Here is a 22,082-nt window from a genome sequence, read left to right on the forward strand (position 1 = left end):
GAGGTCACTCGCAGGCGACGCCGTCCTTGTCGCTGTCCAGGCCGTAGATGTCCGAGCCGATGACGCGGATCGGGCCGGACACGTACGCGGGCCCGTTGCCGCTGCCGCCGGCGCAGTCCACGTCGGACGCGATCGGCACGCAACCGCTGTAGTTCGGGTCGCACGAGGGCTTGGGCGCGGGCTGCGGCGCCGGTTGGGGCTGCGGCTGGGGCTTCGGTTGCGGCTGCGGTTGGGGCTGAGGCTGAGGCTGGGGTTGCGGTTGCGGCTTTGGCTGGGCGACCGCGGCAGGAGTGGTGGTCGTCGTAGTCGTGGTGGTGGTGGTTGTCGTCGTGGTCGTCGTGGTGGTGCTGGTCGGCACGGTCGCGGTCGTGGTCGTCGTCGGTGAGACGGTCGTCGTGAGAGTGGCCGCGCTGCCCTTGTCGGGCGAGCCGCCGACCACCGCCCCGATGATGCCGATCGCGAAGAAGAACGCGAGCAGGCTGGCCGCGGTGATCGCCACCGGCGCCACCCACCTGCGTCGCGCCCCGACCGGGACGACGGCGCCCTGCGGGATCTGCCGCGGCATCCGCAGGAAGATCTGCAGCAACCCGTTGCCGCCGAGCTGGACGAACGCGGCACTGCCCGTCGACCCGCCCCCGGACTCCACGTGCATCAGCACGGGCGCGTACCGCCGCGACATCAGGGCGGTCAGCTCGCCGACGCGCTGCCCGTCGAGCCGCACCTCGATCCCGCGCTGCCCCCGGTGCTTCCCGGCGGCGATCGTGCACCACGTCAGGTGGACGGCCACGTGCCGCGTGACGCCGTCCGGAACGGCGTACCGCGCCAGGACGTCCTGGTGGTGCTGTTCGCCGGTGACGGTCACCGTCACCTCGCCGGGGACGATCACCAGACCGGCTGCCGAGTTCTCGATCACTGACGCAACTCCCTCGGAGGTGGGTGGGTACGCCTGACCATCGAGGACTCGCACGAGGTGTTACTGACAGTGCTGCGAGGTTCTGCCGAAAGAGTGAAAAGCAGCAGACGCCTGTCACGGACGGTGGGCGATCACCGATGTAAGGGAGTTCCGCCGGAGTCAGGCGCTGGCGCGGCGGACCAGCGACGTCGGCAGCAGCAGCGACGGCGGCAGCCCGGCCTCACCGGCGAGCTCCGCGAGCAGCCGCCACGTCATCGTGCGGCCCAGCTCCTCGACGTCCTGCCGGATCGTCGTGAGCGGCGGCGTGGCGGTCGCGGCGAACACCGAGTCGTCGAACCCGACCACCGCGACGTCCTCGGGAATGCGCTTGCCCTGCGCGTGCAGCACCTGCAGCGCGCCGAGCGCCATGATGTCCGCGGCCACGAACACCGCGTCGAGGTCCGGAGCCTTGCGCAGCAGGCGTTCCATGGCCCGTGCACCGCTCTCGGGCGTGAAGTCGCCGTGCGCCACCAGGTTCGAGGACAGCCTGGCCTCGCTCAGGCCGCGCTTGAAGCCGCTCAGCCGGTCCGCTCCCACGGCCATGTCCTTCGGCCCGGCGACGGTGCCGATCCGCTTGCGCCCCAACGACGCCAGGTGCCGCGCGGCCTCCAGGGCGCCGGTGAAGTTGTCGGCGTCGACGAACGGGACGGTCGTGCCGAGCGGCCGTCCACCGGAGACCACCGGCAGTCCGATCTCGGCGAGCATCGGCACCAGCGGGTCCTCGCCGTGCAGGCTGACCAGCAACGCCCCGTCGACGTGGCCGCTGCTCAGGTACGTCACCAGGTCGCTCGTGTCGGTCGGCTGGCTCATCATCAGCAGCAGTTGCATGTGCCGGCCGGCCAGTTCGGAGTGGACGCCGCGCAGAACACCGGCGAAGAACGGGTCGGCCAGCACGCGGCCGGTCGGTTCGGAGACCACGAGGGCGATCGCGTTCGCGCGGTTGCCGGCGAGGGCCCGCGCCGCCTGGTTGGGGGAGTAGCCGAGCTGCGCGATGGCGGCGTGGACGGCCTCGCGGGCCTTCGCGCTGACGTACTGCTCGTCGTTGATCACGCGCGAGACGGTCGACTTCGACACCCCGGCGACCCTCGCGACCTCTTCGATCCGGGGGCCGGGACGTCGCTTCGCCGTCTCGGTCATGCGGTCATCCTAGGCTGCCTGGCCGGTCCATGATCTGCTCAGGTCCATCTCGCTCTCCCCCTCCACTCCGGGCCGGGGACAAGTCTCGAAGATCGTCCGCACAAATCCCGCACAGCGCCGGCGAGTTCTGGCACCATTCCCTGCGAGGAGGCTCTGTGCGGTATCGGCTTCTTGGGCCGCTGCAGATCTGGCGTGGGGGCGAGGAACTGCGGCTGGGTGGACCCCGGCAACGGGCACTGCTGGCAGCGCTGGCACTGCACGCGGGTGAGACGGTCAGTTTTGAACACCTGAGCGACGCGGTGTGGGAATCCCCGCCCGCCGCTCCCGAATCCAACATCCGCACGTACGTCGCGGCGTTGCGCAAGCTCGTGCCGGACGACCTCGTCACCGTTCCCGGCGGCTACCGGCTCGTGGTGCCGTCCGAGGAGGTCGACGTCGGCGTCTTCACGCGGGTCTGCGCGGCGGGTGACGAGGCGTTGAAGCAGGGGGACCACCGGACGGCGGTCACGAGGTACGAGGACGCCCTGGCGCTGTGGCGGGGCCCGGTGCTCGACGGCCTCGCGGTCGGGCCGCGCCTGGAGGCCGAGCTCGCGCTGCTGCTGGAACGGCGGCTCACCGTCGCCGAGCAGCACGCGCGCCTGGCGATCGAGCTCGGGCAGGGCGAACGGCTGATCGCGGAGCTGCGCCGGTTGACGAAGCAGTTCCCGTTGCGGGAACAGTTGTGGCTGCAGCTCATGCACGCGCTGCAGCGGGCGAACCGGCCCGCCGAGGCGTTGCAGGCGTTCGAGGACGTGCGGGTGCTGCTCGCCGACGAGCTCGGCACCGATCCCGGCAGCGACCTGCGGGAGCTGCACGCCCGGTTGCTGCGCGGCGACCAGCCCCGGCCCGCGCTGAACACGCTGCCGCGCGACGTGGCGGACTTCACCGGCCGCACGGCCGAGATCGACAGGCTGACCAGGGCGGTCACCGGGCGGTCGGCGGTCGTGATCTCCGCGATCGACGGCATGCCGGGCGTCGGCAAGACGACGCTCGCCGTCCACCTGGCACACCGCCTGGAGTACCCGGACGGTCAGCTGTTCATCGACCTGCACGCGCACACCGCCGGTCGTGCGCCGGTGGAACCGACCGACGCTCTCGACGTGCTGTTGCGCGCGCTCGGCCTCGAAGAGATCCCGGTGGGCCTGGACGAGCGGGCCGCGCTCTGGCGCGCGGAGCTGTCCCGGCTCAGGTTGCTGGTGGTGCTCGACAACGCGGCGAGCGCCGACCAGGTGCGGCCGCTGCTGCCGGGTGTGCCGGGCTCGCTCGTGCTGGTGACGTCGCGGACGCGGCTGGTCGAGCTGGAGGGCACCTCCACGCTCACGCTGGACGTGCTGTCCGAGGCGGAGGCGTTGCAGCTCTTCGCCACGATCGTCGGCGACGAACGCGGCGCGGACCCCGCTGCGCGCGAGGTGGTCGAGCTGTGCGGCAGGCTGCCGCTGGCCGTGCGCCTGGCGGCCGGCCGGTTGCGTTCCCGTCCGACCTGGACCGTCGCGCACCTCGCGACGCGGTTGCGCGAGGGACGATTATCCGAACTCGACGCGGTCTTCGCGTTGTCGTTCGGCCAGCTGCCCGCGGGGCACCAGCGGCTCTTCGCACTGCTGGGCCTGCACCACGGCACGGACTTCGACGTCCACCAGGCCGCGGCGCTGGGCGAGCTCGACCTGCTGGAGTGCGACGGGATGCTCGAGGACCTCGTCGACGTGCACCTGCTGGAAGCCACGACGCTCGGCCGCTACCGGATGCACGACCTGCTGCGGCAGTACGCGCAGTCCAAAGTGGACTGTTCGCGCGCACCGCTGACCAGGCTGCTCGACCACTTCCTCGACACCTCGAACCAGGCGACGCGGCTGATGTCGCCCGCCGCCCGCAGGTACGAGGTCGACATCACGTACCGGCCGCGGGCGCGGCTGGTGCTGCGCGACTACGACCACGCGGTCGAGTGGCTGGAGACCGAACGGCAGACGCTCGTCGCCGCCGTGGCCCTGTCGCTCGACGGCGACTGGCGCACGCACACGTGGCAGCTCGCGCGCGCGTTGACGTTCTTCTGCATGGTTCGTGGCTATACGCGTGACTGGGCGACGATCAACGAGCTGGCGCTGGAAGCCGCGAAGGACGAGCCGGCCGCGCTCGCGATCACCACGAAGAACTACGCGATGGTGTTCTGGCAGACCGCGCAGTACCCCACGGCGATCCACCACAACGAGCGCGCGATCGAGATGCTCCGCGAGCTGGGCGACCTGCAGGGCGTGGCGGGCACGCTGAACAACCTCTCGCTGGTCTACCGCACCCTCGGCCGGCACGCCGAGGCCGCCGACCTGCTCGAACAGGCGATCACGGTGGCGCGCGAGCTCGGCGACCGGCACCTCGAGTCGCAGGCGATGAGCAACGTCAGCAACATCTACAGCGCTCTCGGCCGCTACGACGAGGCGCTGCAGGCGTGCACCTCCGCACTGGCGTTGATGCGCGAGCTGGGCAGCCGTCGCGACGAAGCGGACACGCAGAGCGCGCTGGGCATGATCCTGCACGCCATGGGCAGGCACGACGAGGCGCTGGAGGCGCTGGAGTCGGCGCTGGCGGCCGTGCGCGCGATCGGTGACGTGACGACCGAGACGGTGGTGCTGAACTACCTCGGCGAGGTGCTGACGGCCGCCGGACGGCAGCGGGAGGCCGTGGCGCCGTTGCGGGAGGCGCTCGACCTCGCGGAACGGATCGACGACCGCCGGGAGGCCGCCAACGCGCACAAGCACCTGGCGAAGGCGGTGGCGGACCCCGCCGAGGCCGCCCGGCACCGGCAGGAGGCCGACAAGCGGTTCGCGGCTCTAGGAGCCGGGTGACCGCGGCCCCGGGGTCCCGTCACGCAGCAACGGCAACAGCCTCCGGTGCCTGCTCATGAGCACCGCGGCTGTGCCGTTGTGCTGCCGGACCCCGCGGCAGAAGCGGACCGACAGCCCTCTCCCCGGGTAGGCCTGCGCGCGGCCCGTGGACGACCTCGTCACCCAGACCGCACCACGCCGCCGCGACCGCCTGCCCGTCGACCCGCAGGTGCCCCTCGACGTAGACGCCGTCCCGGTGCCGGGCCGCCTCGCTGAAGGCGTCGCCGGACTCCGTCCTCCACGGACTGAACATCCACGCGGAGCGGGAGTTCGCCGAGGCAACCCGGCGGCGGAGGAAGAGGGCCACTTCCCGCTGATCGGCCCGTCGATCGGGTGCGGCCGGGAGCGACATCATCCGGCGGCGAGCGCGTCGTCACGCTGCCGGGCGAGGTGGTCCTCCGTCCCGGCCATCAGGGCGTCGAGGTGGTCGCGCGTGGTGAGCAGGGCCGAAACCTGCGCGTCGATCCGCTCACGCTCACGTCGCATCACTTCCAGCGTCTGCGCGGTGATGTCGTCCGAGGGGGTGTCGACGCACGGCAGCAGCGCGGCGATCGTCTCGCTCGACAGGCCTGCGTCGAACAGCCGGCGCAGCATGTGCACGCGGTCCACCGCGTCGTCCGGGTAGAGCCGATGCGCTCCCGTCGTCCGGGTGGAGGTCAGCAGGCCGCGCTGCTCGTAGTACCGGAGCGAGCGGATGCTGATGCCCGTGCGGGCGGACAGCTCGCCGATGCGCATCCGCTGGTCTTCTCCGCTCACTGTAACTTCCCCCACTTCTCGTTGAACCTGACATCCGTGTCAGATTTTAACCTGCGATCGAAACCACGGCAGAAAAGGACACCATCGTGGAGATCGCGGGATCGGTCGCATTGGTCACCGGGGCCAATCGCGGCCTCGGCCGGGAATTCGTCGAACAACTGAGGGAGCGGGGCGCCAAGAAGGTGTACGCCGCCGCGCGCGACACCAGCACCATCACGACGCCGGGCGTCGTGCCCGTGGCGCTGGACGTGCTCGATCCGGAAAGCGTCGAGCGGGCTGCCCGGCAGGCGGGGGATGTGACCCTGCTCGTCAACAACGCCGGGATCGCGACCGGCCAAAACCTCATCCGCGGCGACCTGGCGCAGGTCCGCCGGGAGATGGAGACCCACTTCTTCGGCACGCTGACGGTCACCCGCGCCTTCGCCGACGTCCTGGGCGGCAACGGCGGCGGGGCCATCGTCAACGTCCTGTCGGTGCTGTCGTGGTTCTCCTGGGACGGGGCCACCTCGTACTCGGCCGCGAAGGCGGCGCAGTGGAGCCTGACCGCCGGCACGCGCGTCGAACTCGCCGGACAGGGCACGCAGGTGCTGGGCGTGCACTTCGGTTCCGCCGCCACCGACATGACGAGCGACTACGACGGGCCCAAGCTCACGCCGAGCGAGGTCATCGGGGCCGCGCTCGACGGCCTGGCCGACGGCGCCGTCGAGGTCCTCGTCGACGAGTGGAGCCGGACCACGAAGGCCGGCCTCGCCCAGGACCCGGCGGAGTTCTACGCCGCGGCCGTGCGCCCGATCCAGAGGCGCACGGCCGGGTGACCCCCAGCCCCGGTGACCGGCCCGCCGGTCACGGCGTGGCATCGGCTTCGGGCGCGGCCACCCCGGGAACCTGACCCGCATCCACACCAAGCTGGGCGGCGGCTCGTGCACGGTGACGCTGCCCGAGACGCGGTCGATCGCGAGCAGGCGTGAACGCCGAATGCCCCGGCGGTCCGTGCGGACCGCCGGGGCATTCACTCATGCACGAGGGCTCAGTCGACGACCGACGACCGTCGCCCGCAGTTCGACCGCGTAGAAGCTGAACCCGAACACGGTGCAGGACAGGGAGAAACCCTCCCGCTACTGCTCCGGGTCGGACCAGTTGACGAGCGTGCGGAACGGCGCTTCGAACCGGGCGAGCGCCGCCGTGAGCTCCTGCACGCGTTCATGGTGCGCCGTGCCCGTGACTTCCGCCGTCCGAAGTGGACTCGGCGCTACGAGATCGTGACGGGGATGCTCATCCGCAGGGGCCCCGCCACACCGGTGATGACGCCGTTCTCGGCCTTCGGACCGGCCTGCAGCCGCGCGCGGAACGTGATCGACTCGCCGGGTGCGAGAGTCTGCCCGCCCTCGCACGTCACGGTGCCCGTGCCCGCCGGGCACCCGATCACCCCGGCCTGGACGTTGCCCGGTCCCACGATCTTGACCTTGTCCGGCATGGTCAGCGTCAGCGCCGGCACGGTGGTGGGTGCCGAGCCGTTGTTGGTGATCTTGATGTCCATGTCGTCGGCCGGACCCGTGGTGGTCATGGCCATGCCGCTCGGTGCGCTGCTCGCGAGCTGGACATCGCCAGGACCCGCGGCCGTCGTCGTGGCGGTGACCGCCGCCGGGCCGGTGTTCGCGTTCGGCTGGGCGCCCTGGGTGAGCGCGGAACCGGCGGAGCCGGCCGTGGGTGCGCTGCCCGCGTTCTGGGGGGAGCCGGGCTGGTTGGCCGCCGTGGTGCCGGCGGTGGTGCCGGCCGTGGTGGTGACCGCCGTGATCGCCGGTGCGGCGCCGGGGGTGGAGTTGCCGGGGCTCTCCGACGTGACGACACCCGAGGCGGCGACGACCACGACCGCGGCGGCCGAGGCGGCGACGCCGAGCCACGACGACGCGGTGAGGGTGACCGCGGCGCCCTTGGTCGCGGTCGCGGCGGCGGCCAGGTACCCGGCGGTGCCCGTGCCGAGGACGATCGGGGCGACCATGCCCCGCAGCGCGCCGTTGACGTCGGACAGCTCGCTGGCGAGCTTGCGGCACTCGGCGCAGGTGTCCATGTGCTCGTCGATGTGGACGGCGTCGCGGCCCTTCAGGCCTCCCCGCGTCCAGGCGCCCAGTTTCGTGACCGTCGGGCGGCACCGCTCCGACGGCTCCTGGTTGACGTGCGCCTGCAGGAACGCTTTGCGCAGACCTTCGCGCGCACGGAACGCCATCGCGGAGACACCGTTCGGGGTCAAGCCCAGCAGCGGTGCGATCTCGCCGGGCGTCTGGCCCTCGATCGCGGTGTGCCACAGGACCGTCTGCCACCGTTCGGGCAGCGCCGCGAACGCCGTGGCCGCCAGCGTCTGGTCCAGGTCCTCGAGGGCCTTGTCGCGGAACGGCACGCTCGTCACCTTGGTGGCGCCGGGCACCTCCTCGACGTCACCGGCCAGTTCGAGCCGCTTCTCCTTGCGGGTGCGGTCGTAGGCGGCGTGCCGCACGGCCGTCAGCAGGTACGGCCGGAACGCCGTGCCCGGACCGCCACCGGACCGCAGCGCCGCGAGCACCTTCGCGAACGCGTCCGACACGAGGTCGTCGGCGTCCGCCGGGGACGTGGACAACTGCATCGCCAGGAGGGTCGCGGAGCGCACGTGGCGTTCGTACAGCTTGCCGTAGGCCTCGACCTCGCCGTCTCTGACGGCGTCGATCAGGTCGGAGTCCGACGGCGGTCGTCCGCGCTGCCCGATCAAAGAAAGCCGCCTTACCGCGTTGCTCAGCACTGATGTGCGGACCCTATCGACATGACCCAACACGAACAATCCACGCATCCGAACCTGATGTAATAAAAGAGGTTTTCGGACTGGTACAAGTCTCCACCAACACAGGCCGGAAGACTCTGGCGGTCGCCCGTTCTCCTCTGCGCGGCGGACTTCCTGACCCGGCTGGTTCCGGTGTGCGCCGCGCGTGGGGAGCGCGGTCGCCGCGGTGATCATCCGGCCTGTGGTCCTCGACCCGCGCCCGGAACCGAACTGTCCACAGAAGACTTGAACAGGACTCGCCAGGCCCGGTCCGCCGCACGACCCGTTCGAGGTCGACGCGCCCTGACGGTCAGGGGTGGCCGCGCCACAGCCGCCACGCGCGCGGGCTCGCCGGCTCGTGGTGGCTGTTGGCCTCCCCGAACCGCAGCCGCACGCGCGCCCCGCCCAGCCGGCCCCTCTCCAGGTGGATCGTGCCGCCCGTGGCCTCGGCGGCGGCACGGGCGATGTCGAGGCCGAGCCCGGTCGACCCGCCTCCGCTGCTGCCGCGGTGCAACGCGGAGGACGGGTCGGCGACACCGGTGCCGCCGTCCTCGACGACCAGCGTCACCCAGCCCGCGTGCCGCACCACCGACACCCCGACCGGAGCGGCCGGGGGAGTGTGCCGGAAGACGTTTTCCAGCAACGCGTCGACGACGGCGCCCAGCGCGTCGGGTGACAACGCCACCCGGCACGGCTCGCCGACGTCGACCTCGCACACCCGGCCCTGGTCGGCGGCGTGCGCGGACCAGAACCTCATCCGCGCCTCGACCACCGACGCCACGTCGCACGTGCCGGGCGACTCGCCCTCGGCGGGCTGGAGCGCCTGGATGATCCGGTCGACGTCGTGGCCCAGGGTGCTGACCGCGCTGCGGATCCGGTCGGCCACCGGACCCGGACCGATCGCGTCGGCGTCCAGCCGCAGGGCCGCCAGCGGGGTCCGCAGCCGGTGCGAGACGTCCGCGATCATCTCCCGCTCCTTCGCGAGCAGCTGGGCCGTGCGCGACGAGGCCTCGTCGATCGAGGCGGCCAGCTCCTCCAGCTCGCGAGGCCCGCGCAGCCGCACCCGCCGCCCCACCGACGAGGACAGCTCCCGCAACGCGGCCAGCACCGGCGTGAAGGGCCGGTGTCCCAGCCACAACGCCGGTCCCAGGGCGGCCAGGGCGACTCCGGCGATCAGGAACACCGAGCCGAACGGGAACGGAACGGCAGCGGGGACGACGGACACGACAGCTCCCGACACGGACGCGGCCGGAACACCCCCGCCCGCGCCGAGCCGTGTGCCGGAGGCGAGCACGACCGACAACCGGCCCTCCGCACCGGCCCGCGTGCGTGCGATCGTCCCCCGCACGGCGTCGGGGTCCGAGGACACCGCGAGCACCCCGGCGACCACCGCCACGTCCTGGCGATCAGCCGCGGCGGCGGACGAAGAGGCGTTCGAGTGCGCCAGGAACCCGGCGGTGGCGAGGAGAACCGCTGTCACCAGCCCTGCTGCGAGCAGCAGGGCACGGGTGATGACCGATCTCATTCCGGCGCCGCCAGCTTGAACCCCACTCCTCGGACGGTGTGCAGATAACGCGGATGCGCGGCCGTCTCGCCGAGCTTGCGCCGCAGCCATGAGGCGTGGACGTCTATCGTCTTGTCGTCGCCGACGTACGGGTTGCCCCACACGGCTTGGAACAGCTCCCGCCGCGAGATCACGCGCCCCGGCCGTTGCGCGAGGTAGGTCAGCAGGTCGAACTCCCGCCTGCTCAACGCGATCGCGGCACCGCCGAGCGTGGCGGAGCGCTGGGCGAGGTCGATGCGGAGGTCGCCGAGGGAGACGATGTCCGCCGACGCGGGCGCGGCACCACCCGTGCGGCGCAGCAGCGCGTTGATCCGCGCGGCCAGGTGCTCGGACGAGAACGGCTTCACGATGTAGTCGTCCGCGCCCGCGTTCAGCGTGCTGACGACCGAAGCCTCGGCACCCCGCGCGGTGGCCACGATGACCGGCACGTTGCTCACCCCGCGCAGCATCCGCAGGGCCGAGACGCCGTCCAGGTCCGGCAGCCCCAGGTCGAGGATCACGAGGTCCAGCTCCGCCGTGCCCGCCTCGCGCAGCGCGGCCACGGCGGTGCCGACGGCCAGCACGACGTGCCCGAGGTCGGTCAGCGCGTGCACGAGCGCAGCCTGGACCACCGGGTCGTCCTCGACCACCAGCACCTTCGACATACACGCAGCGTAAGCAGTGGACCCGCCGATGGGGAGGGTGTTTCGAGGTTATCGAGATCGTGTTTCGTCCTTGAAACTCAGTTGGGGCGGGCGGTCCTACCGTCTGCAGTCACACCGAACCGGGGAGCTGGCGTGGCAGAAGTCGTTCTGACGGGTCTGGGCAAGGCCTACGGTGACGGCACCCGTGCCGTCACCGATCTCAACCTGGAGATCCGCGACGGCGAGTTCCTGGTGCTCGTCGGCCCGTCGGGATGTGGCAAGACGACGGCGCTGCGGATGATCGCCGGGCTCGAGCAGATCACCGAGGGCACCGTCCACATCGGCGAGCAGCTCGTCAACGACGTGCCGTCGCGTGACCGCGACGTGGCCATGGTGTTCCAGTCGTACGCGCTCTACCCGCACCTGAACGTGTACGACAACATCGCGTTCGGCCTGACGCTGCGCAAGCTCCCCAAGTCCGAGATCGACCACCGCGTCCGCGAGGTCGCCGAGGTCCTCGAGCTGACCGAGCACCTCGACCGCAAGCCGCGCAACCTCTCCGGCGGCCAGCGGCAGCGCGTCGCGATGGGCAGGGCGATCGTGCGCGCCCCGCAGGCGTTCCTGATGGACGAGCCGCTGTCCAACCTGGACGCCAAGCTGCGCGTGCAGATGCGGGCGCAGATCGCGCGGATCCAGCGCGAGATCGGTGTGACGACCGTGTACGTCACGCACGACCAGACCGAGGCCATGACGCTCGGCGACCGCGTGGCCGTGATGCGGCGCGGGGTGCTGCAGCAGGTCGGACCGCCCCAGGAGCTCTACGACCGCCCGGTCAACCTGTTCGTCGCGGGTTTCATCGGCTCGCCCGGCATGAACCTCGTGTCCGCGCGGCTCGACGAGAACGACGGCCGGTACTGGGTGTCGCTCGACTCCGACGCCCTGCTGCTGCCGGAGTCCGTTCTCCGGGGCCGCCCGAGGCTCAGGCAGTACGTCGGCCGCGAGGTCGTGGTCGGCATCCGCCCGGAGGACATGGAGGACACCGCCCTCGCCGACGCCCGCGAAGGCGAGATCCTGCACTCCGTCGCCGACCTCGTCGAGGCCATGGGCTCCGACGTCCTCGTGCACTTCCCGGTCGACGTCCCGCCCGTCGTCACCGACGACACCCGCGAGCTCGCGAAGGACGCGGGTACCGACGACCTGCCCAGGACCGCCAAGGGCACCGTCCTCGTCGGCCGGTTCAGCCCGCGCACCCGCATCTACGAAGGACAACCCGTCGCCGCCTGGGTGGACACCTCCCGGCTGCACTTCTTCGACCCGGTCACCGGGTCCTCGATCTGGAAGTAGAGGAGAGCTTCGATGAGGAAGCACTGGATCGCGCTTCTCGCGCTCACCGCCGCCGCGTGCTCCGGGGGTGCGGCGGGCACCGGCGCGGACCTGAAGGGGCAGGCGGTCGAGGTCGTCGGCCCCTGGACCGGGGACGAGCAGAAGAACTTCGAGCAGGTGCTGCGGGCGTTCAGCGCGAAGACGGGCGCGGAGGTGCGGTACACGCCCGCCGGTGACGAGCTCCCGACAGTGCTGCAGACGAGGATCTCGGGCGGCACACCACCGAACGTCGCGCTGATCGCCCAGCCCGGCCTCGTCGCCCAGTTCGCGAGGGCCGGCGCCCTCAAACCCGTGAACGCCGACGTCGAGAAGGCCGTCACGGACCACAACGCGGCGGTGTGGAAGCAGCTCGGCAGCGTCGACGGCAAGCTCTACGGCTTCACCTTCAAGACGGCCAACAAGTCCGCCTTCTGGTACAGCGAGAAGGCCTTCCAGCAGGTCGGTGCCACCCCGCCGGCCACGTGGGACGACCTGGTCGAGACCGGCAGGGCGATCTCCGAGACCGGCCTCGCCGCGGTGTCGGTGGGCGGCGCGGACGGCTGGACGCTCACCGACTGGTTCGAGAACGTCTACCTGCGCACCGCGGGCCCGGAGAACTACGACAAGCTCGCCAGGCACGAGATCCCGTGGACCGACCCCTCGGTGCGCAAGGCGTTGGAGGAACTGGCGAAGCTCTGGGGCGACCCGACGCTGATCGCGAGCGGCGCGCTGCAGACCGAGTTCCCGAAGTCCGTGATCAACGTCTTCGGCGAGCCACCCGCGGCCGCGATGGTCTTCGAGGCGGACTTCGTCGCGAGCATCATCACCACCAACACCGGGGCGAAGGTCGGCCAGGACGCTAAGTTCTTCCCGTTCCCCTCGGTCGCGGGCAGCAAGGACGCCGTCGTCGCCGGTGGTGACATGGCCGTGCAGTTCAAGGACGACAGGGCGACCACCGAGCTGATGGAGTTCCTCGCCTCGCCGGAGTCGGGCGAGGTGTGGGCAGGGCTCGGCGGGTTCCTCTCGCCCAACAGGGACATCCCGGAGAGCGCCTACCCCGACGAGGTCACCCAGGACCTCGCGAAGCGCGTCGTCGACGCGGGCGACAACGTCCGGTTCGACATGTCCGACCTCGCGCCGGCCGCGTTCGGCGGCACGAAGGGCGCGGGGGAGTGGAAGGACCTGCAGGACTTCCTGGCCGACCCGAAGGACGTCGACGGGACCATGCGGCGCCTCGAAGCCAACGCGGCCAAGGCCTACGGCGAATGAGGCTTCGCGTGAACGTGGACGCCGCGCCGGGGCGCTCGCCCCGGCAGGCCATCCCGTTCCTGCTCCCCGCGCTGGTGGTGCTCGCGGCGCTCGTGCTGTACCCGCTGGTGTTCTCGTTGGTCCGCAGCTTCTTCGACGCCTCGGGCGACGAGTTCGTCGGCCTGCGCAACTACGTCGACACGTTCACCGACCCGCGGACGCTGACCGCGTTCCGCAACAACGTGCTCTGGGTGGTCGTCGCCCCCGCGGCGGTCACCGGCATCGGCCTGGTCCTCGCCGTGCTCACCGAACGCATCCGGTGGGCCACCGCGTTCCGGCTCGTGCTGTTCATGCCGATGGCGATCTCGCTGTTCGCCTCCGGCATCATCTTCCGCCTCGTCTACGAGGAGGCGCCGAACCAGGGCGTCGTCAACGCGGTGCTGGTCGGCGTGCACGACGTCTTCAGCCCGGCCTCCCGGTACCCCGGCGCCCGGCCGCGCGTCGGTTACGCCGCGACGGAAGCGGGTTTCACCGCCGTCCGCCCGTCGAAGGCGGGCGACACGGTCTCGTTGCCGCTCATCGGGTTCTCGCCGCAGGACGTGCCCCCGCAGGCCGTCCCGGCGTCGCAGCCCACGGCCGGCGCCGGCGAGTTGCGCGGCGTCGTGTGGCTCGACGTGTCGGTCGGCGGCAACGCCGGCAAGGTCGACCCGGTCGAGCGCGGCCTGCCGGGCATCGCCGTGGAGGCCGTGCGGGACGGGCAGGTCGTGGCCCGCACCACCACCGGCGACGACGGCAGGTTCACCTTCCCCGACCCGGGTTCCGCCGACGTCACCGTCCGGCTGCCACCGGAGAACTTCGCGCTGCCGTTCCGCGGCCTGACCTGGCTGGGGCCGTCGTTCATCACCCCGGTGATCATCTCGTCGTGGATCTGGATCATGACGGGCTTCGCGATCACGTTCATCGCGGCAGGCCTCTCGGCGATCCCGCGCGACGCGCTGGAGGCCGCCAGGGTCGACGGCGCGACGGAGTGGCAGGTGTTCCGCCGCGTCACCGTCCCGCTGCTCTCGCCGGTGCTGCTGGTGGTGTTCGTGACGCTGGTGATCAACGTGCTGAAGATCTTCGAGCTGGTGTTCGTCATCGCGCCGGGTTCGGTGCAGTCCGAGGCGAACGTGCTGGCGCTGCAGATGTGGCAGGTGTCGTTCGGCACGGGTGGCGACCAGGGGGCGGGCAGCGCGCTCGCGGTGGTCCTGCTCCTGCTCGTGGCCCCGGCCGTGCTGTTCAACATCCGCCGATTCCGACGGGAGCGGTCGTGACCCCGGTGGCCGACGAGATCCGCATCGACGTGCCGGTGTCCGGCGCGCCCGGACGCGGTGTGCTGACGAGGCTGGGCTCGAAGCTGGGCAACGGTTTCGTGCAGCTCCTGCTGACGCTCATCGCGCTGTTCTGGCTGGTGCCGGTGTTCGGCCTGCTGGTCGCGTCGTTGCGCGACGAGTCGGCCAACACCGGGAGCGGCTGGTGGACCGTGTTCACCAAGCCCGCCGAGCTGACGCTGTCGAACTACGCCGAGCTCGTGGCGAACAAGGCGGTGTGGCAGTCGTTCCTGAACACCTTCTACATCGCCGTCCCCGCCACGGTCCTGGTCGTCGTGATGGCGTCGCTGGCGTCGTACGCGCTGGCGTGGATCGAGTTCCCCGGCCGCGAGACCCTGACGGTGGTCGTGGTCGGCCTGCTGGTCATGCCGATCCAGGTCGCCCTGATCCCGGTGGCGAAGCTGTTCGGCGCGTTGGGCCTGTTCGGCACGATCACCGGCGTGGTGCTGTTCCACGTCGCGTTCGGCCTGCCGTTCGCCATCTTCCTGCTGCGCAACTTCTTCACCGGCATCCCGCGCGACCTGATCGAGGCCGCGCGGATGGACGGCGCCACGGAGTGGGTGATCTTCAAGCGCGTCGTGCTGCCGGTGGCCAAGCCGGCGATCGCCTCCCTGACGATCTTCCAGTTCCTGTGGGTGTGGAACGACATGCTGGTGGCCTTGGTGTTCGCGGACCAGGACTCGGCGCCGATCACGGTGGCCCTGCGGGCTCAGCTGAGGCAGTTCGGGACGAACATCGACCTGCTGGCCACCGGGGCTTTCCTGTCGATGGTCGTGCCGTTGGGGGTGTTCCTGTTGTTCCAGAAGTACTTCGTGCAGGGGGTGCTGGCGGGGTCCACGAAGTGACCGCCGTCAGGTGGTCGGCCGGGCGCGTGCGACGACCTGTGAGCTCGCCGCGCCGCCCGGCCCGGCAGGCCCGCGGCAGGTCTCGTGTCCTGCGCATGGTCGCGGGCCTGCAAGGGCGCGACTCTCAAGTGGGCCAGGTGGCTGCACGGCGCATCAACGCACTTCGTCAGTGCGTCAACGCCGCCACCAGCTTCGCCGCCGTCCGCCGCACTGCGGGAGTGTCGTACCGGTCGCACTCGGCCAGCGCCCGCACCCGCAGCTCCCGGGCCTGACCCGGCTCCCCGGCGGCGTCGGCCAGCTCGGCCAGCCGAGCCATGATCTCCACCCGGTGGTCCGACAGCCGGGCCTCGGCCAGCGCCGCCCGCAGTTGCGCGCGGGCCTCGGCGAACCGGCCCGCGTCCATCAGCACCAGGCCGCGGTTGTGCTGCACCCGCGCGGTGCCCGCGGTGTTGGAGTGACGGCGGAACAACGACTCGGCCTCGTCGAGCAGGTCCAGTGCGGCCGGCACCTCGCCCGAGGCGGCCACGGTCGTCGCCAGGCGGATGAGCATCATCGACAGCAGTTCGTCGTCGCCGCCGGCCTTGCGGTGCTGGTCGACGCTGCGCTGCTGCACCTCGACGGCCTCGGCGAGGTGGCCCGCGGTGTGCAGCACCAAGCCCAGCAGGGACAGGGCCAGGTTCTCGCCGATCTGGTAGCCGGCTCGCTCGAAGAGCTCGACGGAGCGGCGGCCGAGGCGCACCGCCTCCTCCGCTTCGCCCACGCGGCGGTGGATCGCCGAGCCGTAGTAGCAGGTCCAGGCCTCGGTGATGGTGTTTTCGGGCGCAAGAGCGGCTTTCTTGTGCACGGCCAGTGCCTCGTGGGGGCGGCCGCACAGCGCGTAGAGCGCCCACGAAAGGTAGTTGAGCTGTTCGGCGGCGTCTTCGGCGTTGCCGAGCATCTGGGCGGCGTGTGCGCCTGCGGCGAAGACGTCGCGCCACAGGTCGCCGACGCCGTGCATGTCCGAGTACCAGTGCATCGCCTGTGCCAGCGCGAGAACGCGGTCGTGCTCGCCCGCCTCGACGGCCCACCGCAGTGCCTCGCGCCAGTTCTCCAGCTCCAGTTCGAGCCAGCGGGAGGCGGACTCCCTGTCGTGCACGGGACCGGACGGCGTGGCTTCCCGATCGTGGTCGAAGAAGCGGGCGGCGCCGGTGGCGACGTCCAGCAGCCAATGCCGCAACCGCGTGCGCACCTCGGCCACGACGGCCGGGTCCTCGTCGAGTTCGAGCCGTTCCAGCGCGAACACCTGCAGCAGGTCGTGGCGCGTGTACCGGCCGGGCGTCTCGCTGATGCCCAGCAACGACGCGTCGGCCAGCTCCTCCAGCGCCTCCTCGGCGTCGTCGGTGAGGACGGACGCCAGGGCCGCGTCGGCGCCGGGGCTCGGCACGAGGGCGAGCCTGCGGAACAACGCGGCGGCGCCGGGACCGAGCTGGTGGTAGGAGATCTCGAACGCCGCCCGCACCTGCAGGTCGCCCGCCCGCAGCACGGACAGGCGCCTGCCCTCGTCCTCCAGCTGCCCGGCGAGGTGGCCGATCGTCCACCGCGGCCTGCTGGTGAGCCGGTTGCCCGCGATCAGCAACGCGAGCGGCATGCCCCCGCACAGCTCGGCGACGCGCGCGGCGGCCTCGGGCTCGGCCGCCACGCGGTCGGCGCCCGTCACGACGCCGAGCAGCTCGACGGAGTGGTGCGGGGGCAGCAGTTCCAGCGCGAGGCGGTGCCGGGCGTCGAGGCCGGTCAACACGCGGCGGCTGGTCAGCAGGACGAGCGTGCCGGGGCTCGACGCGAGCAACGGCCGCACCTGCGCCTCGTTCGCCGCGTTGTCCAGCACCAGCAGCACGGTCCGGTCGCGCAGCCGCGAGCGGTACAGCGACAGCTTGTCGTCCGGGTCGGACGGGATCTGGCGCTCCTGCACGCCGAACGACCGCAGCAGCCGGTGCGCGGCGCGGTCCGGTGCCAGCGGCTCGGTGTCGGTGCCGCGCAAGTCGAGGAACGCGCAGCCGTCCGCGAACCGCGCGCCCAGCCGGTGGCCCGCGTCGACGGCGAGCGCGGTCTTGCCGGAGCCGGGAGCGCCGTGGACCACCGCGATCTGCAGCCGTGACGACGACGAGGCGTCGGCCGCGAACCCCTCCAGGAGCAGCCTTTCGGAGTCTCGGCCGGTCAGCTCCAGCAGCACCGGCGGCAGTGAGGAGGACGTCGCGGTGGACGGCGCCTCGGGCCGGTTCTGCGCCGCCACGACCCGGCTCGCGCGGGCGAGCGCCGTGAACTCCGCCGCCTCCTCGTCGCGCAGTCCGAGCCCGTCGAGGAGCAGCTGCACGGTGCGGAACTGCGGGCTGAGCGTGCGGCCCCGCTCCATGTCGCTGATCGCCCGTGTGCTCAGACCGGTGCGTTCCGCCAGTTCTTCCTGCGTCAGCGGAACTCGCGATCGGTAGAAGCGGAGAAAATCCCCGAACGCCGTCGTGCTCGCCATGCGCCTCCTTCCTCTCCAGCGCGCCCATGCTTACCACCAGACGCCCGAGTCTGGACGTCGTTGCTGGCAGGAGCGTTTCTTCCGGTGGATCTGCCGGTTGTTCAGCAAGTGGACAACCGTCTCCGCGGACGATTTCGAACAGGTGTCCACCGCTTCTTCACCGGTGCACTGGCCGCACCGGTATCCTGGCTGCACCACTGGGTGTGGTGCGTGCCGGTGCTGCTGTTCCTCGCGCTGCGGGACAACGCCTGGCCCGCGTTCGCCGCGGTGTTCCTGGTGTTCGTGACGCGGCTGCGCGAGCTCGACACCTACGTGCGGGTCGCGCTCGCGATGCCGGCGATGCTCCCGCTCCACAACGGACCGCAGCGGCACCGGCCGAGTCCTCCGGCCGAACTGCCTGAAAGCGGCCGGAGCGCTCGCCGTACGGTGGTCCGTGTGATCGAGCAGCGTGTGCTGGGGTTCGCGCCGTGGGTGCTGTGCCTGTCCCTGGGCGTCTACGCCTGGACTCTCGGCCACCCCGCGGACTGGGGCATGATCGACCTCAAGGTCTACTGGAGCCTCGCGCCGAACGTGCTGAGCGACCGGCTCTACACGACCACCATGCCGTTCACGGCCGACTTCCCGCTGCCCTTCACGTATCCGCCGTTCGCGGCGGCGGTGTTCCTCCCCGTGTCGGCGTTGCCCTGGGTTGCCGCCAAGGTCTTCTGGCAGGTGCTGTCGCTGGTCTGCCTGTGGTGGCTGGTGCGGACGTCGCTGGGGTTGCTGGCGGCCCGGGCGGAGGAGCCCTGGGACGGCACCTGGCGGCGGCGCGCCCTGCTGTGGACCGCGGTCGCGCTGTGGTTCGAGCCGGTGCGCAAGACCCTCGACTTCGGACAGGTCAACCTCGTCCTGGTGGCCGGCGTGTTCGCGGCGGTGGTGGCGGTCCGGCAGAGCGTGGCGGGGTTCGGCGTCGGGCTCGGCGTCGGGATGAAGCTCACGCCGGCGATCTCGGGCCTGTACTTCCTGGCCACGCGGAGGTGGAAGGCCGCGGCGTGGTCGGTGGCGGGCTTCCTGGTGACCGTCGCGCTCGGCTTCCTGGTCTCCGCCGGTGACTCCCGGCGCTACTGGTTCGAGCTGCTCGGTGCGGCCGACCGGGTCGGGCCGGTGGGCTCCGTGATCAACCAGTCGTTGCGCGGCGCGCTGTCCCGCACGCTCGGGTACGACGTCGAGATGTCGTGGCCGTGGCTGCTCGCGGTGGCGGTGTCGGCCGTGCTGACGTGGCCTGCGCTGCGTGCGGCCGTGCGCGCCGGGGACACGTTGTCCGCGGTGGTCACCGTGCAGCTATTCGGGCTTCTGGTCTCGCCGATCTCCTGGAGCCACCACTGGTTGTGGGTGATCCCGCTGGTGCTGTGGCTGGTCCACGCGCACCGCGACCGGGTGCTCGCCGCCGTGTGGGTGGTCGCCGTCTGCTCGGACATCATCACGTTCCTGATCGACCGGCAGCCGTCCATCTGGGAGATCCCGAGACCTTGGCCGCTCGCGGCGCTCGGCTGGGTTTACCCGGCGCTCGCACTGATCACACTGGCGGTGACGCCGAAGCTGTTGCAGACGACCCGGAAAGCAGAACGTGTTGCGACCTGAGCACTTGGCACGGCTGGAACAGCGGTTGCTCGCCGTCGCGCCCTGGCTGCTGGTGGTGTCCGCCCTCGTGCGCACCCAGGTCATGGTCACCGGCTTCGGCAACGACTCGATCGACCTCCGCGTCTACTGGTCGCTCGCCCCGCACGTGCTGGAAGGCGACCTGTACCGGGTGTTCTCGCCGCACTCGCCCGCGGACTTCCCGCTGCCGTTCACCTACCCGCCGTTCGGCGCGCTGGTGTTCCTGCCGATGACGTGGCTGTTCTGGGGCGCCGCCCAGTGGGGCTTCCGCGTGCTGACCGTGGTGTGCCTGTACTGGGTGGTGCGGGTGGCGCTGCGGCTGGTCGCGGGGCAGGGCTGGACGATCGACGCGAAGCTGTGGCGGCGGCGGGCGCTGCTGTGGACCGCGGTGCTGCTGTGGATGATGCCGGTCTTCCACACCTTCGAGTTCGGTCAGATCAACCTGCTGCTGGCGGGAGTCGTGCTGGCCGCGCTGGTGGCGCGGGACCCCGGGGTCGCGGGCACCGGGATCGGCCTCACGGCGGGCGTGAAGCTCGTGCCCGCGATCTCCGGCCTGTACTTCCTCGCCACCGGCAGGTGGAAGGCCGCGGTGTGGTCGGTGGCCGCGTTCGCGGTGAGCGTCGGCCTCGGGTTCGCGGTGAACTTCGAGCAGGCGCGCCAGTACTGGTTCGTGCTGTTCGGCGACCCGGACCGGGTGGGCCCGGTCGCCACCGCGCACAACCAGTCGTTGCGCGGGGCGCTGTCGCGCAGTCTCGGGTACGACGTCGGCATGTCGTGGCCGTGGATCGTCGCCGCCGTGCTTTCCGCGGTGATCGCCCTGGTGGCGCTGACCGCGGCGGTGCGGGCGGGCGACGTGCTGATCGGCGTGCTGTCGGTGCAGTTCCTCGGGCTGCTGCTCTCGCCGATCTCCTGGGACCACCACTGGGTGTGGGTGGCGCCGTTGCTGATCTGGTCGGTGCACGAGAAGGTCGCACCGTGGACCCGCACCACCCTGCTGGCGCTCTGGGTCCCGGTGATGTTCCTGGACGTGATCGCGTTCCAGCTGGACCGGCAGCCGACGATCTGGACGGTCAGCAGGCCGGGCTGGCTGTCGCTGCTCGGCTGGGCCTACCCGGCGTTCGCGCTGGTCACGCTCGTGGTGGTCGCGTGGTCGCTCAGGTCCCGCTCCGGCAGCCGGTCGAAGAACGTCCGCCACACCTCACGACCCGCCGCGAACCCGGTCGCGTCGAGGTCCACCCCGATGAACACCAGCTCCTGACAGGCGGTGCGCGCCTACAGTTCCATCTCCTCGTGCCACTCGGCGAACGGGTCGGCGAAGTCGAGCTCGGTGATCAGCGCCAGTTCCTCGTCGGTCACGAGCGCGGACCGCAGCGCCGCCTCGATCCGGGCGGCGTCGGCGGAGCGGGTGATCACCACGAACTCCTGGTTGCGGTCGCCGTAGTACGGGTCCCACAGCAGCGAGGCCGCCGCACGCCGGTCCGCGTCGGCCTCCGACCAGTCGCCGGTCGCGGCGAGCCAGGGGCCGAGGTTGCCCACGCGCAGCCCGCCGCCCGCGGACTCGAGCCACAGCGCCGCGTCGGGCTGGCTCGCCACCCACGCCCGGCCGCGCACGCGCACCACGCCGTCGAGGAGCACGTCGATGGAGTCGTGCAGCCGCATCGGGTGGAACGGGCGCCGCTCGGTGAAGTGGACGACCGCCACACCGTGCGCCGGTTCGAGAGGCGGCTGCCCGTGGAGCAGGGGAGCGAAGCCGTCGTCGATCTCGCCGCGCCGCGACTCCGCCGGGATCGCCGCGAGCAGCGCGGTGACGTCCAGGCCGTCGGCGGTCTGCCGCGGGGCGTGCGGGGTGAGCCGGTCGAGCACCGCGGCGAGCACCGGGTCGCACGAACCGGTCAGCACCAGCGCGTCCGCGAACTCCGCCTGGCCGACCACCACCTGCGCGACCGTCCGCTCGTCGCCCTCGGCCGCGCGCATGCCCCGGTCCGCGAGGGAGTCGTCCCCGGTCGCGTCGTCGAGCCACGTCGCCGTGTCGACGACTGTGACGACGGCCTCCACCTCGACGTCCGTCCCGCTCAGTGCGAAGCACACGGCCTCCGGTTCGAGCACCGGGTCGAGGTGCACGACCACGCGCCCGTCCAGCTCCTCGAGCAACGGGACGAGGTCCAGCCGGAGGGTGCACGACACGCACCCGTGCGCGAGCTCCAGCACAGTGAGCCGGCCGTCCACCCAGCGCCGCACGACCCCGTCGGCCAAGCCGCTCAGGTCGTGCCTGACCAGCGCCGACTCCGGCGACGCCCGCCACAGCTCGTCGGCCACGTCGTGGTGGGTGAACCCGGCTACCAATACGACCCGTGCTGCCATGCCCGCACAGTACATGATAACGA

General features: G+C 71.5%; 16 protein-coding genes. 8 read left to right on the plus strand and 8 right to left on the minus strand.

Annotation, left to right across the window (positions count from 1 at the left end; all coding sequences use genetic code 11):
• Positions 1–4: 4 nt before the first annotated feature.
• A complete protein-coding gene (locus tag BLQ91_RS41405; RefSeq protein ID WP_176959788.1) occupies positions 5–913 on the minus strand; it encodes a hypothetical protein in 909 nt (302 codons plus the stop codon).
• A 159-nt stretch (positions 914–1,072) separates the two neighbouring features.
• Complete coding sequence (locus BLQ91_RS18860; protein WP_090098166.1) at positions 1,073–2,089, minus strand: LacI family DNA-binding transcriptional regulator; 1,017 nt, start codon at positions 2,087–2,089, stop codon at positions 1,073–1,075.
• A 155-nt stretch (positions 2,090–2,244) separates the two neighbouring features.
• Between BLQ91_RS18860 and BLQ91_RS18865 the strand changes: the two genes are divergently transcribed.
• Positions 2,245–4,962, plus strand: coding sequence for an AfsR/SARP family transcriptional regulator (locus BLQ91_RS18865; protein ID WP_176959814.1), 2,718 nt, complete (start codon positions 2,245–2,247; stop codon positions 4,960–4,962).
• A 390-nt stretch (positions 4,963–5,352) separates the two neighbouring features.
• On the opposite strand, the gene BLQ91_RS18875 is transcribed toward BLQ91_RS18865, so the two are convergent.
• Positions 5,353–5,757 carry a MerR family transcriptional regulator gene (locus BLQ91_RS18875; RefSeq protein WP_245733616.1) on the minus strand — a complete coding sequence of 135 codons (405 nt, stop codon included), beginning with the start codon at positions 5,755–5,757 and terminating at the stop codon, positions 5,353–5,355.
• An 86-nt stretch (positions 5,758–5,843) separates the two neighbouring features.
• On the opposite strand from BLQ91_RS18875, the gene BLQ91_RS18880 reads away from it, so the two are divergent.
• Positions 5,844–6,572: an SDR family oxidoreductase gene (locus BLQ91_RS18880; protein WP_090098170.1), complete on the plus strand. Its 729-nt coding sequence runs from the start codon at positions 5,844–5,846 to the stop codon at positions 6,570–6,572.
• Between the two features lie 434 nt (positions 6,573–7,006).
• On the opposite strand, the gene BLQ91_RS18885 is transcribed toward BLQ91_RS18880, so the two are convergent.
• The 3 genes from BLQ91_RS18885 to BLQ91_RS18895 all read right to left on the minus strand — a co-directional run bounded on the left by BLQ91_RS18885 (position 7,007) and on the right by BLQ91_RS18895 (position 10,753).
• On the minus strand, positions 7,007–8,497 hold the full coding sequence (locus BLQ91_RS18885) for a sigma-70 family RNA polymerase sigma factor (RefSeq protein WP_176959815.1): 1,491 nt from the start codon (positions 8,495–8,497) through the stop codon (positions 7,007–7,009).
• Positions 8,498–8,855: 358 nt separating this feature from the next.
• Entirely contained in the window at positions 8,856–10,070 is a 1,215-nt protein-coding gene (locus BLQ91_RS18890) for a sensor histidine kinase (RefSeq protein ID WP_090098172.1), read from the minus strand.
• Complete coding sequence (locus BLQ91_RS18895; protein WP_090098173.1) at positions 10,067–10,753, minus strand: response regulator transcription factor; 687 nt, start codon at positions 10,751–10,753, stop codon at positions 10,067–10,069. Before BLQ91_RS18895 ends, BLQ91_RS18890 begins: the two co-directional genes overlap by 4 nt.
• Positions 10,754–10,885: 132 nt before the next feature.
• Between BLQ91_RS18895 and BLQ91_RS18900 the strand changes: the two genes are divergently transcribed.
• From BLQ91_RS18900 to BLQ91_RS18915, 4 genes are read left to right on the plus strand one after another with little or no spacing between them, the layout of a single operon-like run.
• Positions 10,886–12,076: an ABC transporter ATP-binding protein gene (locus BLQ91_RS18900; RefSeq protein ID WP_090098174.1), complete on the plus strand. Its 1,191-nt coding sequence runs from the start codon at positions 10,886–10,888 to the stop codon at positions 12,074–12,076.
• A 12-nt stretch (positions 12,077–12,088) separates the two neighbouring features.
• A complete protein-coding gene (locus BLQ91_RS18905; protein WP_090098175.1) occupies positions 12,089–13,363 on the plus strand; it encodes an ABC transporter substrate-binding protein in 1,275 nt (424 codons plus the stop codon).
• A gap of 8 nt (positions 13,364–13,371) precedes the next feature.
• On the plus strand, positions 13,372–14,655 hold the full coding sequence (locus tag BLQ91_RS18910) for an ABC transporter permease subunit (RefSeq protein WP_245733617.1): 1,284 nt from the start codon (positions 13,372–13,374) through the stop codon (positions 14,653–14,655).
• On the plus strand, positions 14,652–15,557 hold the full coding sequence (locus BLQ91_RS18915; protein ID WP_090098177.1) for a carbohydrate ABC transporter permease: 906 nt from the start codon (positions 14,652–14,654) through the stop codon (positions 15,555–15,557). The genes BLQ91_RS18910 and BLQ91_RS18915 overlap by 4 nt, the downstream gene beginning before the upstream one ends.
• Before the next feature lie 166 nt (positions 15,558–15,723).
• Here BLQ91_RS18915 and BLQ91_RS18920 read toward each other — a convergent pair whose 3' ends face one another.
• Positions 15,724–18,060, minus strand: coding sequence for an ATP-binding protein (locus BLQ91_RS18920; protein ID WP_090098178.1), 2,337 nt, complete (start codon positions 18,058–18,060; stop codon positions 15,724–15,726).
• Positions 18,061–18,168: 108 nt separating this feature from the next.
• Between BLQ91_RS18920 and BLQ91_RS18925 the strand changes: the two genes are divergently transcribed.
• Positions 18,169–19,680 (plus strand): mannosyltransferase, encoded by a 1,512-nt coding sequence (locus BLQ91_RS18925; protein WP_143022710.1) that lies wholly within the window; start codon positions 18,169–18,171, stop codon positions 19,678–19,680.
• A complete protein-coding gene (locus BLQ91_RS18930; protein ID WP_143022711.1) occupies positions 19,670–20,956 on the plus strand; it encodes a glycosyltransferase 87 family protein in 1,287 nt (428 codons plus the stop codon). The genes BLQ91_RS18925 and BLQ91_RS18930 overlap by 11 nt, the downstream gene beginning before the upstream one ends.
• Before the next feature lie 14 nt (positions 20,957–20,970).
• Here BLQ91_RS18930 and mrf read toward each other — a convergent pair whose 3' ends face one another.
• Positions 20,971–22,059, minus strand: coding sequence for a ribosome hibernation factor-recruiting GTPase MRF (gene mrf / locus BLQ91_RS18935; protein ID WP_090098181.1), 1,089 nt, complete (start codon positions 22,057–22,059; stop codon positions 20,971–20,973).
• Positions 22,060–22,082: the final 23 nt, after the last annotated feature.

Source organism: Lentzea jiangxiensis (assembly GCF_900104175.1).
Taxonomy (GTDB): domain Bacteria; phylum Actinomycetota; class Actinomycetes; order Mycobacteriales; family Pseudonocardiaceae; genus Lentzea; species Lentzea jiangxiensis.